Source organism: Lacibacter sediminis, assembly GCF_014168535.1.
In the GTDB taxonomy this organism is placed as follows: Bacteria; Bacteroidota; Bacteroidia; order Chitinophagales; family Chitinophagaceae; genus Lacibacter; species Lacibacter sediminis.
Genome location: NZ_CP060007.1, coordinates 3,871,571 through 3,887,435 on the forward strand (window position 1 = coordinate 3,871,571; position 15,865 = coordinate 3,887,435).

Below are 15,865 nucleotides of genomic sequence, written 5' to 3' on the forward strand. Positions count from 1 at the left end.
GGATTAATACAGGAAGCGGGAAAAGGTAACCCGGTTTTTTTAAAAAATATTTTTAGCCGTTCTTTGGGTTACAATTTGCCCTTTTGGGTATTAAAATAACACAGATAGTGAAACCTGAGATAAACGAATCGGAATTACTGGAAGGATTGGCCCGGAACGACAGAAAGGCGGTTGAAACCTTATATAAACAGAACTATAGTATGGTTCAGGCGTTTATATTGAATAATAATGGTACGACAGACGATGCAAGGGATGTTTTTCAGGAAGCTATGATTGTTCTTTACGAAAAAGCAAAAGATGGGCAACTGGAGCTGAATTGCCAGATTAAAACCTATGTTTATTCGGTTTGCAGGCGGCTTTGGCTGAAAAGATTACAGCAGTTGCAACGTTTTGGTGCCCCTGTTGAAAGTCTTGAAGACGTGGTTCCGGTGGAAGAAGAGCTGGAAGAGCATGATCGTAAAAACGAGGCGTTTGGAGTGATGGAAAAGGCGATGACCCACTTAGGGGAACCTTGCAAAAGCTTACTCGAAGCATACTATATCCAGAAAAAGCAAATGCTGGACATTGCTGCTGAGTTTGGCTACACCAACGCAGACAACGCCAAGAACCAAAAGTATAAGTGCCTTATGAGATTAAAGAAGTTATTCTTTGCTCAATATAAAAAAGTGGACTGAGATGGATGAAATTTTATTGTTAGATGCAACTGAGCGTTACCTCAACGGCGAAATGAATGCTGAGGAAAAAGCTATGTTTGAGCAACTCCGGGAAACAAGCCAGGAAGTTGATCAAATGGTAGTGGAGCATTCGTTTTTCCTGCAGCAGATCAATCGTTATGGCGGCATCCGTGAAATGAAACATTCGCTGCATGAGGTGCACAACCAATTGCTGCAGGATGGTGAAATAAAAGAAGAGGTATTGTCAACCAGCGCCAAAGTTGTGAATATGTGGAAGCGCTATAAACGTACCATGACCATTGCTGCGTCTATTGCCGGTATTACCGCCATTTCTATCAGCAGCATGACCTTGCTGTTTACTCCAAAGAGCAACGATAAACAGGTGCAGGAGTTGGTAAACTCTGTGAAAGACATCAAGGGCCAATTGATACAACAAGGCAACAGGATCAATCATATTGCAAATGCAACAAAGATCCCTACCGGAACTTCTGTTACAGGATTTGGTTCTGCTTTCTTAGTTGATGGCAAAGGTTATCTGGTAACCAATGCACACGTATTGAGAAATGCAAAAGGCATTATCGTATTAAACAGTAAGGGTGATGAATTTAAAGCCATCATTGTAAAGGTTGATGACACAAAAGATATTGCCATTCTCAAGATCGTAGACAAAGACTACAAATCACTTGGCACACTCCCTTACGGTATCCGCAAATCGTCAACCGATATTGCAGAACCTATTTTCACACTTGGTTATCCACGTAATGAAATTGTTTATGGCGAAGGTTATCTGAGTGCGAAGACTGGTTTCAACGGAGATACACTCAGTTGCCAGATAGCTGTTGCAGCTAACCCCGGCAACAGTGGTGGACCGGTATTTAACAAGAATGGTGAAGTGATCGGTATCCTGAGTACAAAAGAAACAAAAGCTGATGGTGTTGTATTTGCCATCCAGTCGAAATATATAATTGAAACCGTGAATCAGTTGAAGAAAGATGATTCAACCATTGAACTGAAGTTACCTTCTAAATCTTCTGTAAGAGGAATGGGCGCAAGCGAACAGGTGAAGAAGATCCAGGATTATGTTTACATGGTGAAAGTTTATTAATTCGTTTTTCTGTCCGGTTATGAAACTAAAAACCCCCAACTAGTTGGGGGTTTACTTTTATCAGTCGGTTTCGGTTTTTACCATTTATCAACCTCTTCGTTTGCCAGGTTGTCGCCACTTGTTGCAGGCACTTCCACAACAACTACAGGAGCAGCAGGTGCAGGTGCAGGAGTCGCTACTTCTTCAACCGGAGCCGCAACTGCAGATCCATTTGATGATTCAATTACTTCGTGATTGTTATTGCTGTATTCACCATCGCCACTTGATGGAGCATCTTCGTGGTTGAATGCATCAAAATCGAAATCAGGCATCAATTCTGTTTTTACATAATCAACCGCCTCATTCAATCCTTTAATAAACTTGTTGAAGTCTTCTTTGTACAGAAAAATCTTATGACGGTCATACCCTTCACCCGTAAAACGTTTACGGCTCTCCGTAATGGTGAGATAATAATCGTTACCACGTGTAGATCTTACATCAAAGAAATACGTTCTTCTCTTACCGGCACGGATGCGCTTGCTGTAAATACTTTCCATCCGTTTGTCGTTGTTTTCGTACGCCACAGTTTTTAGGTTTTAGTTTGCAATGCTTTTTTTCAAACAGCGACAAAGATATATTTCTTTTCGATTTGGCAAAATTTTCCAAAAAGCTTCAAATGGCGTTGATTTTCACCTCTCAGGAAGGGGTTTCCTCAAGTTGCTGGCGACTATATAGATCGGCGTATAAGCCTTGCTGTTGCAGCAGTTGTTCATGCGTACCCTGCTCGGCAATACGGCCATTATCCATCACAATAATGCGGTCGAATTGAAGAAGCGAAAAAATGCGATGGGTAATAACGATGGCCGTTTTATGTTGCAGGTAAGTTGCCAGATGTGTAAGTATTTCCTTTTCAGTTCGGGCATCAACCGCATTCAAACAATCGTCCATAATAATAAGACCTGGATCCTTCACCAATGCACGGGCAATGGAGATACGTTGCTTTTGGCCGCCGCTTAGTGTTACACCTCTCTCGCCCACCATCGTTTGGTAACCCTGTGGAAACGATTGGATATCCCGGTGCACCGAAGCGGACATGGCTGCCGTTTTAATTTCTTCTTCGGTATTGTTGCCTGTCCCAAATGCAATGTTGTTGGCAATGGTATCACTAAAAAGAAATACTTCCTGCGGTATATAACTCACCTGACTGCGGTAATGCTGTAATTCAAGATGCCTTAGTTCTTTCCCATCAATACGCACCGTTCCTTTTGACGGATCATAAAAACGTAGTAACAGTTGTGCAATGGTTGATTTACCTGAACCCGTGCGACCAATAATGGCTACTTTCTCTCCTTTCTTTATGTGAAGGTTGAAATCTTTCAACGCTACAATACCGGTGTGCGGATAGACGAAACTTACGTTCTCAAATTCAACATCACCTTCTAACTTATTCTTCACGCCATCAACGGGTGAAGGAATATTTGTTTTGGTCAGCAGAAATTCGTTTAACCGTTGCTGTGAGGCAGCCGCCCGTTGAATGGTACTGGCCACCCAACCAATGGCACTCACCGGGAATGCCAACATCGTGAGATACATGATAAAGGCTGCCATATCACCAAAGTTGATCTGACCTTCCATATATTTCAAGCCACCTACCAATATAACCAGCAAGGTGCTGATACCAATAATGAGACCCATGATGGGAAAATAAATAGCTTCCACTTTATACAATGCGGTTGCACTGGTACGGTATTGCTCACTGTTTGTTTGAAAGAAACGCAGCATTGCTTTTTCCTGCACAAAAGATTTGATCACACGAATGCCTGAATAAGATTGCTGTGCATTGGTGGTGAGATCAGAAAGTTTCGCCTGTACTTCTTCACTCTTTTTATGAATGATATTGTTCACAAAATAAATAGTGATGGCAAGGATAGGCATTGGCGCCAATACATACAACGATAGTTCGGCATTCTTCTTCACCATATAAAATACACTCAATGAAATAAGTGCAATGAGGTTGATGAGATACATAATGGCCGGACCTGTGTACATGCGCACCCTGCTCACATCTTCAGACATGCGGTTCATGAGATCACCCGTTTCATGTGTCTTGTAAAAGTTGGCATCGAGTTGCAGGTAATGTTGAAACACTTCGTTCTTCTGATCAAATTCAATGTGCCTGCTCATAACAATGATCGTTTGTCGCATCAGGAACATAAAGAAACCACGCAACACGGCAAACAGTAACAACATACCCGCCAGCATTGCTACAATACCTGTGGGCGACATTGACATTTTTTCGATCCAGTTAACGGTGGCAACTACCAACCAATCATCTTGCCGGAGTAAACCTTTGGGAGTACTGCTTGTTAAGAACGCCTGTACCTTATCAATAATATAACCGGTTACCTGCGGTGCCAGTACAGCAAAATAGTTGGAGATGAAAATGAAAATAATACCCAGCAACAACCGCCACCTGTACTTCCAGAAATATTTATTGAGATACGAGAGATGTTTCATGCAGCGGCAAAGTTACAAACCGAAAGTCCACGGCAAGGCCGTTCATCAAATGATGGAATAGTTTAACGGAACATTTTCTTTGGCCACGGTTGCCTGCTCTGGCCATTGTTGGTCATTGACCAGCAAACATTATGACTGGATGTAATTCTGCAGCTGTTCAATGGTTTCCTTCTGCGAAAGGATGGTTTCTGTTACCACATCATTAATTGATATAATACCGGTAACCTGGTCGTTCACAAATACCGGCAGATAACGGATATTGCTTTCGCTCATGATATGCATGCAGGTTTCAATAGAATTTTCGGGAGTAATGCGGGGTAATCCCGTTGTCATAATATCTTTTACAAATGTTTCGGTTGATGATTTTCCTTTCAGGATCACCTTACGGGCATAGTCCCGTTCAGTCATCACGCCAAGATATTCATCTCCCTCCATTACCATGACAGAACCAATATTTTTTTCAGCCATTAACTGCAATGCATTGATCACAGGCAAACCTGGTTCAACTGAAATAACATTCTTGCCTTTGCGCTGGAGGATATGCGAAACTTTTCTCATTCTATATGGGTTTAATTCAGGTTTAAGTTAATGAAAATCCATAAAAAAAGATGTACCGATTTACAGCACATCTTTTTTTATAGATCAGAATGAGTTCTTATCTGCCAAAATCATCCTGCAAGCGAACAATATCATCTTCATCAGATGGGTTTGCCGGATCAGTATGTTGCCAGATCTCAGCGATTACACCCCAATCTTTCAAACCAACCAAACGATGGCGTTGACCTGTTGACAATACAATGATATCACCTGCTTCAAAAACATTCACTTCGGTTTCTTCATCGGTATCGCTCATCACAACACCCACTTCACCCTCAACCACACGCCATATCTCAGCACGACGGTGATGGTATTGCCATGATAAGCGTTTACCGGGTTCTACTACCAGAATTTTAGGGCTGAGTTTGTTACCCAGCATCAGATCTTCTTTCTTATAGGTAGGAAAATATGTTTCAATAAAAAGATCGGCCTGGCTTTCATCCAATACAAAAAATCCACCCCATGGACGGTCGAAATCAAATGTATGAATGCGAAATCCGTCCTGCTCAATATACTGCTTCTGTTCTTTTAAAAATTGCTGTTTGTCGCTCATATGTAAGTTTGTTTCGAAGTAAAAATAATCTAAGGACGATTCAGGGCAAAAAAAAACCCTCAAACTGAGGGTCTTTTTATAAAATGCGATTGAATTAAGCCGCTATTGCTATCAACCAAAGGATAAAGAAGATCACTGCTGCAAGCCATGCAAGACCTGACAGGAACCACATAACTGGAATAAATATCCCGAGGATACTTAAAACAATAGCAACCAGTGCAAAAATGATCCACAAACGAAGCATTTGGCTTTCATCGTGTATATCGATTGATTTTCCTTTCTTGAGTTGTTTGTTCAATTTCTTTTGCGCCATCTTCAGGGCGATCTTTTGACCGAAGGTCATTTTCTTGCCAGTCATTTCCTGCACCTTGGCGGGAGTAAGTGCAAGGAATGCATCCATGTTTGTTGCTTTTACTTTTTCGATGGTGGTTTCAACACCAGCTTTTGCATTGTCTGATGCATTTGCAGGGACATAGATGATACCTGCATAAGATGAAATACTGAAAACAACTGCCAATAAAACGATGATAATCTTTCTCATAGTAGAGCTTGATTTTTGATGATTGATTTGGTTAATAATGGCAGCAAAATACTGAAAATGAATTAAGAAAACCTATAACATCTACATGTGATGTTATAAATGGCAAACAGACGGTAGGTTTGGGTAGATAAATTGAGATTTCCAACAGCACTTTTCTGTTCACTTCTCTTCCCTTATCTTCGCAAAAATTTTAACGCATGGAAAAGAAATCATCTGCATTAAACTGGATCTTGTTTTTTGTTTCTGTAGCTGCCTGTGTAATATTTTATTTTACCCCGGCTTTTGCTAACTATATTACCGCCACTTTTCCGTTTATCTGTTATTACTTCGTAAAAGCGTTAGACCTCATATAATTATTATCTGAACTTTATTATAGGATGGCCCGTTGCTGAAAAGTGACGGGCTTTTTTTGTGTTCTTCATTATCTTAAATAATAAAGCCCCGACAAATCTGTCGGGGCTTTTCATTATCATCAAAGCTTTAATTCGAATCAGCGATTACTTCACCTCTTCAAACTGTGCATCTTCTACATTATCACTTTTCGGACCTGCTGAAGCATCCGGACCAGCACCTGCATCAGCACCTGGTTGTGCACCTTGTGCATCCTGTGTTGCTTTGTACATTTCTTCGCTTGCTGCTGTCCAGGCAGTGTTCATTTCTGTCATTGCTGCATCAATAGCAACCAGATCCTGTGCCTTGTGTGCATCTTTCAGTTTGGTGAGAGCAACTTCAATAGGAGCTTTTTTATCGGCACCAATCTTATCGCCATACTCTTTCAACTGTTTCTCCGTTTGGAAGATCAAGCTATCGGCCTGGTTGATCTTTTCTACTTTTTCCTTTTCTGCTTTATCTGCTGCTTCGTTGGCTTTCGCTTCATTCTTCATCTTTTCAATTTCTTCCTTGCTCAAACCACTACCAGCTTCAATACGGATCTTTTGTTCCTTACCGGTGCCTTTGTCTTTTGCACTTACATGCAACAAACCGTTGGCATCAATATCGAAAGTTACTTCAATTTGCGGAACACCACGTGGAGCCGGCGGAATACCATCGAGGTTAAACATACCCAAGCTCTTATTATCCTTACTCATCGGACGCTCACCCTGCAATACATGAATTTGTACACCCGGCTGATTATCGGCCGCCGTAGAGAATGTTTCACTTTTCTTTGAAGGAATAGTTGTGTTGCTGGCGATCAATGTTGTCATTACACCACCGAGTGTTTCAATACCAAGGCTCAGCGGAGTAACGTCGAGTAACAATACATCTTTTACTTCACCGGTTAATACCGCACCTTGAATAGCCGCACCAACTGCAACCACTTCGTCAGGGTTTACACCACGGTTTGGTTTTTTACCGAAGAATTTCTCAACGATCTCCTGCACCTTAGGGATACGTGTACTACCACCCACTAAGATCACTTCATCAATATCGCTTGTAGAAAGACCGGCATCTTTCAATGCAGCTTCGCAAGGCTTCAAACAACGGGCAAATAGATTATCAGCTAAAGCTTCAAATTTTGCACGGGTTAATTTTAATACTAAATGTTTGGGAACACCATCAACTGCTGTTACGTAAGGCAGGTTGATCTCTGTTTCGCTTGAAGAAGACAATTCCACTTTTGCTTTTTCAGCAGCTTCTTTCAAACGTTGCAACGCCATCGGATCTTTACGCAGATCAATTGCTTCCTGGTTTTTAAATTCATCAGCCAACCAATCGATGATCACTTTATCAAAGTCGTCACCACCAAGGTGTGTATCACCGTTAGTTGATTTTACTTCAAACACACCATCGCCTAATTCAAGTACTGAAATATCGAATGTACCACCACCAAGATCGAATACGGCGATCTTCTGGTCTTTGTGCTTTTTATCAAGACCGTAAGCCAGAGCTGCTGCTGTAGGTTCGTTCACAATTCTGCGAACATTTAAACCTGCAATTTCACCGGCTTCTTTTGTAGCCTGACGTTGTGCATCATTAAAGTAAGCAGGTACGGTAATCACCGCTTCTGTTACTTCCTGTCCCAGGTAATCTTCAGCTGTTTTCTTCATTTTCTGAAGCACCATTGCTGAAATTTCCTGCGGCGTATAGAGTCTGCCATCTATGTCAATACGAACGGTATTATTGTCACCTTGCGATACTTTATAGCTCCAATGTTTGATCTCTTCGCCTACTTCATCAAAGCGACGACCCATAAAACGCTTCACGGAGCTAATGGTATTAATCGGGTTTGTGATGGCCTGGCGCTTTGCCGGGTCACCCACTTTACGCTCACCGTTTTTCAAAAAAGCCACTACCGATGGGGTTGTACGGCGCCCTTCATCGTTTGCAATTACAACAGGCTCGTTCCCTTCCATTACGGATACGCAGCTATTTGTTGTACCTAAGTCGATTCCTATAATCTTTCCCATGATCTGGATTGTTTTTAAGTTCACTTACCCTACTCAATGATAATGCCATGGCGGGTGGGGGTGAAAAATTGGCAGAAAATGCATAGTTCTGAGTTTTAAGTTCTTAGTTATGGTGTTGGGCTGTCAGTTGCTGTTTCTCACTCCTGCCAACAGTCCGTGCTGCTGAGGGGTTGCGTGCTTCACTCCGTTTCGCACCAGGCCCTGCCATATACCGTTGAAGCCCCCGATTCTTTTCGGGACGTCTTTTGACAGCTGAATTTTACTTCAGCAAACTTTTGATCTGATTCTTTAATCATATTGTTCAGGGTACTTTCGGTTGAGCTTACAACCGCCCCCTATCTTTGCCTCGCATTTGAAGTTGATCCTTCAATTTTCAAATTTTCAAATCAACAAATTTTCAAATTCCCCATGCGTGTTTTCAAATTCGGCGGTGCAAGTGTAAGTAACTATGAAAAAGTGCAGAACCTAGGCAACATCATCAAACAATTTCCAGATGAGCAATTGTTGATCGTGATTTCAGCCATGGGTAAAACAACGAATGCACTGGAGAAAGTGGCCGAAGCTTTTTTTGCAGGTAAGAAAGAAGAAGCATTGCAACTCTTTCGTGCAGTGAAACTGCAACACCTTGATGAAGCAAAGTATTTACTGGTCACACATTTCAATCCGTTGATGGAACAGTTCAATAATTTCTTTACTGAAGTTGAATGGTTGCTGCACGACCAACCGGTTCGTGATTATGATTATTACTACGACCAGATCGTTTGCCTGGGTGAATTATTGAGCACCTCCATTGTAAGTGCTTATCTCAATGAAATTGGTATCAGCAATCAATGGATCGATGTAAGAGATGTTTTTCGTACAGATGATAATTTCCGTGACGCCGCCATTGATTTCAATTTCACACAACAACAGGTGAATGCAATTATCAAACCTTTATTTACAAATAGCAATATTGTAGTTACGCAGGGCTTTATTGGTTGTACCGATGAGAACGAAAGCACCACACTTGGCCGAGAAGGAAGTGATTACACGGCTGCTGTATTTGCTTATATGCTTGATGCAGAAAGTGTGGCTATTTGGAAAGATGTGAAAGGCGTGATGAATGCTGATCCAAAGTTATTTGCTGATGCACAATTCATCAGCGAACTGAATTATGATGAAGTAATTGAAATGGCTTATTACGGTGCACAGGTGATACATCCAAAAACTATCAAGCCCTTACAGAATAAAAATATTCCGCTTTATGTAAAATGCTTTGCAGATGCAAGTTTACCCGGCACTGTTATTCATAACAACCCGGTAAAAAATCTGCCGCCCATTATTGTTATCAAACAAAATCAGGTGTTGCTGCAATTGCACACAAAAGATTTTTCATTCATTGGCGAACAGCCTATGAGTGATTTGTATGAAATGATGGCGAAACTGCATATCAAACCCAATCTTATTCAAACCCATGCAGTGAATTTGCAATTGTGTATTGATGATCGTCCTGATAAAGTGGAAAAGCTTGCATTAGCTGCCTCAAATGAATTTGATGTGCAGGTGGAGAAAGGATTAACACTGCTCAGCATTCGTCATTACAACAACGAAACCATTGAGCGGTTAACAGCAGGAAAAAAAATTGAGTTAAAACAGCAAAGCCCTGAAACAGTGCAGATGCTGATGATCTGAGTTTATTGCTTTATTAGTTTTGCAGAATAAACTTCACCATTAATTTCCATGCGAAGCTGATAGATTCCCGCCGGTAAATTCTTCAAAGCAAGGGTTGTATTAGATCGAGATGTTGGTATGATCATTTGCTGCAATAGCACTCGCCTGCCATTTACATCTGTCACAACAATTCCAGCTCTTCCATTGATATTTCCCGGAAGTTGTATTGTTACTTCATTGGTTGCAGGATTCGGATATAAATTGAACGTTCTCACTACACCCGCTTCAAAAAATACATGATTCGAGTATTGGCGTTCACCGTTCAACGCATAAACTATAAGACGATAAGTAACATTTGAGTTAATTTCTTCATCGGTATAAAAAACATTTGCGATTGATGGATTGAATTGCTCAGTTATCTTTCTAAACTGTTCATTACCTGCTTTTCTTTCCAACACAACTTTCTGAACATTGTCAATATTCGTTAATGTCCAGTTGAGTTGAATCGAACCGTTGTTCCGTCTCCCACTAAATTGTTTCAAAAGATCAAGTGGTAAAATTGAACAGTCGATGGCATTATTTCCCTGTGGCGCAACATAACCTGATTGTACGAGGCCCATACTACCTGCAACGGCACCATTCGGCTGTCCTTCACATGGAGGATTATGTGAAGGTGCATTTTTAATAATACCACTAGTACCGCCACTTACATTTGTTGTAACTGTTCCCGGTAAAGTTCCACTGTACCAAATAACACCACCACCACCACCACCACCCGGACCAGGACATTGATCCTGAAAACCAGCATTACTTCCGTTAGCCCCTCTCGCCTGAACTGTAAGATTTCCCGAAAAGCTATTGATGTTTAGTATTACAACTCCGCCTGCACCGCCACCGCCACCGCCATCGCCTGCCGCTTCCGTTTTAACTGGCAAAACGGGATTAACACCTTGAGCTCCATTGGCAGAGATCGTATAACCGTTTCCTGCTAAAATTGAAGCTTTAATAAAAACTATTCCCCCACCATCACCACCAGGCGTTCCGGCACCATTTGAGCCACTATAAATATTATTCATCTCACCACAACCTCCGCCTCCGCCAAGAAAGATTTTATTATTGGTGCTTGTTGCAGTAACCGACGCTGGATAGCCATATGAACTTAGTGCAATGCCACCCACACCAACAGTGTTAGCGCTACAGAAAAATGAATTACTTTTTTCTCCACCATTTCCACCTGTTCCATAGTTACTACCCCCACCTCCACCTGTATTATCAACATTTGCACCCCCACCTCCGTTTGACTGTCTGCCCCTGCCATATTCTCTACTTGCGACATAATAGGCAATTCCTTCACCTTTTGGGGAGCCGCCAAGATTGGAACCGGATGATTGAGCCTGCGAATAATAGTACGCAGTTTCTTCACCACATCTGTCAGTTGTATTAACAAAAAGTCCGCCTCCTTTAAATCCGGCACTATCTGCACTTATTGATGCATTGAGTGTAAGTGTACCTGATACTTCTAAAGCAATAACACCTCCGGTTTCAGAAACGGGATCCCATTCTCCTGCTCTTAATGTACCGTTCACTGTAACATCAGTAAATACAGGTACCCTCACAACCTGTACGCTTGAAACGTCATAGGTATGCAGCAGATGGTTACTTAATACAACGGTGTTATTCAAAAATCCACAGATTGATGAGAATTCATACTTACCTGCGTTCCCGATTGAACTGATATTTCCAAAACTTGAATTATCGGTTGAGGTAATCGTTGCCCCTTTCATTTGTATGATCAACACACGATCTCCCGTAGAAAGACCAGCTATACTTTGCAAAGTGATTCCTGAATAAGAATAAGAGTTGTAGGTTCCGTTGTTAATTATGGCTGTTGCGTTATAATAACTATTTATAACCCCGGATATAGTTTGCCCTTTGCTTTTTTGTGGAGATAAAAAAGCAATGAGAGATAAGCAGGTGGTTATAAACTGTCCAAGTTTCATGTGGTGGGTTTTTCCACGGCGTACAGATCGCTTTACATGAATGCTGGATGTTGGGTTTTGTGGTTCGAACTTGAAAGATACTATAAATCTTCCGGCGCTGCAATATTGAGGTTCTGAATCAGTTTAGTATTAACAGGCTGACCGTCTTTTAATGCCGGCTGCCATTTTAATTCTTTTTCAAAACGCTCTTTCACTTTTCTGTTCAATTCAGCATGACCACCACGAATAACGGTCGCCAATGCAGTGTTGCCATTTTTATCGACAATGAATTCAACCTGCAACGACATTGAAGCGTTTCCATCTAAGAGTGGAACTAAAGATTGACTTAAATTAAACAACCACTTCTGCAAGGCGGCATTACCATCTATATGAAAAGGAACACGATCCACTTTTTCTTCTAATGCCCAGGCAGCATATGGATTTGCTTTGTTATTGGTTTCAATTACTTTAATACGCTTTACTTTCGGCGTTTCAGGGTTTGTGGCCACTACATACGTTCCGTTCCTGGCAATTAAAACAGTAGGCAACTGATGTGTATCTTCAAAAAACTCATACGCATCCTTGATCTGCTTTGCAAACTCCTGCACATCCTGTTTGTGTTTCGTTTTCGTTACGAGTTGCTCCATTCCTTTTTGATTATCATACCGAACTGGATAAATATGCACAGGAATAAAATCCTGCCCCTGGTCTTTTACAACCGATGCTAAATAATACACTTGCTCGATCAATGAATCGGTCAACGGTAAACAACCAATGGTAACGCAGTTACCATGAATGTAAATATCACCACCTGGTTTTGTATGGTCACTTAAAATCGCATCGGATGCGTTGGGATAGTTCAAGCCCAATGCCAGATGATAATTACTGTTGGGCTTAAATTCATTGATATAATAGAAACCTTCAGGTATCTGCTTATCGCCTTCTTTACGTTTGGGTCCGTAAGTGCCGGATGTTGCACATACTTTATACACTTTGAAGAGTTCAAACTTTTCCTCCCAGTCATTCTTCAGCCAAACCTCCAATTGCTTCTCGTGTTTAAAGGCACGCACATACATGTACTTTAAAGGCCATTGAAATCCTTTTTCCTTTAATTCTTTACGCAATGAATCTTCTACTTTGGAAAATATACCGGCTCCTTTAAAACTTCGGGCGGCTGAAACGGTAGCACTGCTCCCCTCATATGGCGATTGTGCAAAAACACCTGTTACAAACAGGCTCAAACTAAAAATGAATAAAAGGCTTTTGTTGAGCATACTGGATTTATTATGAACGGGACGCTGTCAAAAATATTTCAAATTGTGGATAAAATCAAATGAAAAGGGGCAGTAAAACTGCCCCGTAAAATTACAGATTTCCCCTGGCTTCCTGCTCCCTTTCAATTGCTTCAAACAAAGCTTTAAAGTTTCCTTTACCAAAACTCTGGGCACCTTTACGCTGAATGATCTCAAAAAACAGCGTAGGACGGTCCTCAACCGGTTTGGTAAAAATCTGAAGTAAATACCCTTCATCGTCTCTATCCACCAGAATTCCTAATTCTTTCAATGGCGCAAGATCTTCGTCAATATGACCCACTCGATCGAGCAGATCATCATAATAAGTAGTAGGTACTTGCAGAAATTCTATCCCTCTGCTTCTCAAATCCATTACTGTTTCTACAATATTATTTGTCGCAAGCGCCACATGTTGCACACCTTCTCCATTATAATAATCTAAATACTCTTCAACCTGTGATTTCTTTTTTCCTTCCGCAGGTTCATTGATGGGGAACTTTACATAGCCGTTTCCATTGCTCATCACTTTACTCATCAATGCAGAGTATTCCGTTGAAATATCGTTATCATCAAACGTGAGGATGTTGCGGAAGCCCATCACGTTTTCATAAAAACTTACCCATGGATTCATTTGATTCCAGCCAACATTACCCACACAATGATCAACATATTGCAGTCCTGTGTCTGGTACTTTAAAATGAGGATTGTTCCATGCACGAAAGCCCGGCATGAATACGCCGTGGTAATCTTTTCGTTCAATAAATAAATGAACGGTATCGCCATAGGTATGTATACCACTGATGACCACCTTCCCCTGCTCATCAGAAAGTGTTGTGGTTTCCTGGTAGAGTTTTGCACCACGGCTGGTTGTTTCATGCAAAGCCGAAGCGGCATCATCAACTTTTAATGCCAATGCTTTTACGCCATCACCATGCTTATAAACATGGTCAGCTATTGCATTATCAGAACGAAGTGCAGTAGTAAGCATAAATGTGAGTTTGTTCTGACGCACCACATAACTTACTCTGTCTTTGCTTCCGGTTTCCGGTCCGGCATATGCCAGTGGCTGAAAACCAAAAGCGGTGATATAAAAATGAGCTGCCTGTTTGGCATTACCCACGTAAAATTCTACATAATCAGTTCCGTGTAATGGAAGAAAATCCTGTTGTGCAGCTTGTTTCTTGTTAACAGCAATTGTTGACATGATTGTTGATTTTAAATTCAATAAAAGGGAGACCAATCAGGTTCAAAGAGCAGAACCTTTCTCAAACAATCAGTTGGAGTCAATCGCCAATACTTCCATCAGCAAACAGTAGTTGCTGCGTTTATCGTGAAAGCGTTTATTGGCATAATCGGGGTGCATGGGGCAAAATTAAACTATTAAGCTTCAAACAGAAACCTCTCAAGCAATTATCTTTGCCACATGCAAAAAATTGGTATCCTCGGCGGCGGACAATTAGGCCGTATGTTATTACAGGCAGCTGCCAACTACCCCGTTGAAACGTTTGTACTGGAAAACGATGAACAGTGCCCCTCAGCCCATCTCTGTCATCATTTCACAAAAGGTGATATTAAAGATTTTGAAACCGTTTACAATTTTGGGAAGGGATTAGATGCCATTACCATTGAAATTGAAAGTGTAAATGTGGAAGCACTGGAGAAGCTGGAAGCGGAAGGCGTAAATGTTTTTCCAAAACCATCCGCTTTGCGCATCATCAAAAATAAAATCGAACAGAAGAAATTCTATCAACATCACCAGATACCAACATCTGAGTTTGTGATCACCGAAAACAAAGAAGAACTGAACGCATTGGTTTCTTTTTTACCGGCAGCGCATAAAGTAGGCATGGGTGGTTATGATGGTCGTGGTGTTGAACTTTTAAAAACTGCTGCTGATCTTGAACGCGGTTTTGATGCACCTGCTGTTTTAGAAAAACTGGTGCCTATTCAAAAAGAAATTGCCATGATCGTAGCAGTGGGGCAAGATGGTGAAACAACCATGTACCCGCCTGCTGAAATGGTTTTTGACCCATTGTTGAATTTACTTGACTATCAGGTTTCACCTTCAGAACTTCCTGAAAAAACATTCTGGAAATTGGAAGCCATTGCCATGGCAGTTGTACGCAATCTTGAATCGCCGGGTTTATTTGCTGTGGAATTATTTGTTGACAAGAACGGTGATGTATTGGTGAATGAAACAGCTCCACGTGTACACAACAGTGGGCATCACAGCATTGAAGGAAATTATTCATCGCAGTTTGATATGTTGTGGCGCATTATGCTTGGTTACCCACTTGGTTGCACTGATGCAATTATGCCATCCGTTATTTTAAATATCGTAGGAGAAGAAGGTTACAGCGGTCCTGCTTACTATGAAGGTCTTGAAGATGTACTGAAAATGGAAAACGCATTCGTGCATATTTATGGTAAGTCACATACCAAACCCGGTCGTAAAATGGGCCACGTTACCGTTATTGGCAAAGACCGAAGCGAACTAACGTATAAAGCCAACCGCATCAAACATTTACTGAAAGTAAAAACAAAATAAAAGCCATTTCATTCGCAGGAAT

Annotated in this window: 14 protein-coding genes; 5 read left to right on the plus strand and 9 right to left on the minus strand. The window is 41.3% G+C overall.

Annotated features, from left to right (window positions below; translation table 11 throughout):
• Positions 1-107: 107 nt before the first annotated feature.
• Together H4075_RS16445 and H4075_RS16450 are read left to right on the plus strand one after the other, a co-directional pair.
• Complete coding sequence (locus tag H4075_RS16445; RefSeq protein ID WP_182801918.1) at positions 108-674, plus strand: RNA polymerase sigma factor; 567 nt, start codon at positions 108-110, stop codon at positions 672-674.
• Between the two features lies 1 nt (position 675).
• Complete coding sequence (locus H4075_RS16450; RefSeq protein ID WP_182801919.1) at positions 676-1,779, plus strand: S1C family serine protease; 1,104 nt, start codon at positions 676-678, stop codon at positions 1,777-1,779.
• Between the two features lie 77 nt (positions 1,780-1,856).
• Here H4075_RS16450 and H4075_RS16455 read toward each other — a convergent pair whose 3' ends face one another.
• The 5 genes from H4075_RS16455 to H4075_RS16475 form a co-directional block, all read right to left on the minus strand.
• The gene (locus H4075_RS16455) at positions 1,857-2,342 is read right to left on the minus strand and encodes a DUF3276 family protein (RefSeq protein WP_255460212.1); all 486 of its coding nucleotides are present in this window, start codon (positions 2,340-2,342) and stop codon (positions 1,857-1,859) included.
• Positions 2,343-2,454: 112 nt separating this feature from the next.
• Positions 2,455-4,275 (minus strand): ABC transporter ATP-binding protein, encoded by a 1,821-nt coding sequence (locus tag H4075_RS16460; RefSeq protein WP_182801920.1) that lies wholly within the window; start codon positions 4,273-4,275, stop codon positions 2,455-2,457.
• 129 nt (positions 4,276-4,404) lie between these two features.
• Positions 4,405-4,833, minus strand: a complete 429-nt coding sequence (locus H4075_RS16465) for a CBS domain-containing protein (protein WP_182801921.1) — start codon at positions 4,831-4,833, stop codon at positions 4,405-4,407.
• 97 nt (positions 4,834-4,930) lie between these two features.
• Positions 4,931-5,425, minus strand: a complete 495-nt coding sequence (locus H4075_RS16470) for a cupin domain-containing protein (RefSeq protein ID WP_182801922.1) — start codon at positions 5,423-5,425, stop codon at positions 4,931-4,933.
• A gap of 94 nt (positions 5,426-5,519) precedes the next feature.
• Positions 5,520-5,966, minus strand: a complete 447-nt coding sequence (locus H4075_RS16475) for a hypothetical protein (protein ID WP_182801923.1) — start codon at positions 5,964-5,966, stop codon at positions 5,520-5,522.
• 197 nt (positions 5,967-6,163) lie between these two features.
• Between H4075_RS16475 and H4075_RS16480 the strand changes: the two genes are divergently transcribed.
• On the plus strand, positions 6,164-6,319 hold the full coding sequence (locus tag H4075_RS16480; RefSeq protein WP_182801924.1) for a hypothetical protein: 156 nt from the start codon (positions 6,164-6,166) through the stop codon (positions 6,317-6,319).
• 144 nt (positions 6,320-6,463) lie between these two features.
• Here H4075_RS16480 and dnaK read toward each other — a convergent pair whose 3' ends face one another.
• On the minus strand, positions 6,464-8,374 hold the full coding sequence (gene dnaK, locus H4075_RS16485; RefSeq protein WP_182801925.1) for a molecular chaperone DnaK: 1,911 nt from the start codon (positions 8,372-8,374) through the stop codon (positions 6,464-6,466).
• A 408-nt stretch (positions 8,375-8,782) separates the two neighbouring features.
• On the opposite strand from dnaK, the gene H4075_RS16490 reads away from it, so the two are divergent.
• A complete protein-coding gene (locus H4075_RS16490; RefSeq protein ID WP_182801926.1) occupies positions 8,783-10,045 on the plus strand; it encodes an aspartate kinase in 1,263 nt (420 codons plus the stop codon).
• Between the two features lie 2 nt (positions 10,046-10,047).
• On the opposite strand, the gene H4075_RS16495 is transcribed toward H4075_RS16490, so the two are convergent.
• The 3 genes from H4075_RS16495 to hppD all read right to left on the minus strand — a co-directional run bounded on the left by H4075_RS16495 (position 10,048) and on the right by hppD (position 14,499).
• Complete coding sequence (locus H4075_RS16495; RefSeq protein ID WP_182801927.1) at positions 10,048-12,024, minus strand: T9SS type A sorting domain-containing protein; 1,977 nt, start codon at positions 12,022-12,024, stop codon at positions 10,048-10,050.
• 80 nt (positions 12,025-12,104) lie between these two features.
• Positions 12,105-13,277: an energy transducer TonB gene (locus H4075_RS16500; protein WP_182801928.1), complete on the minus strand. Its 1,173-nt coding sequence runs from the start codon at positions 13,275-13,277 to the stop codon at positions 12,105-12,107.
• Between the two features lie 91 nt (positions 13,278-13,368).
• Complete coding sequence (gene hppD / locus H4075_RS16505) at positions 13,369-14,499, minus strand: 4-hydroxyphenylpyruvate dioxygenase (protein WP_182801929.1); 1,131 nt, start codon at positions 14,497-14,499, stop codon at positions 13,369-13,371.
• A 219-nt stretch (positions 14,500-14,718) separates the two neighbouring features.
• On the opposite strand from hppD, the gene H4075_RS16510 reads away from it, so the two are divergent.
• Complete coding sequence (locus H4075_RS16510; protein ID WP_182801930.1) at positions 14,719-15,843, plus strand: 5-(carboxyamino)imidazole ribonucleotide synthase; 1,125 nt, start codon at positions 14,719-14,721, stop codon at positions 15,841-15,843.
• Positions 15,844-15,865: the final 22 nt, after the last annotated feature.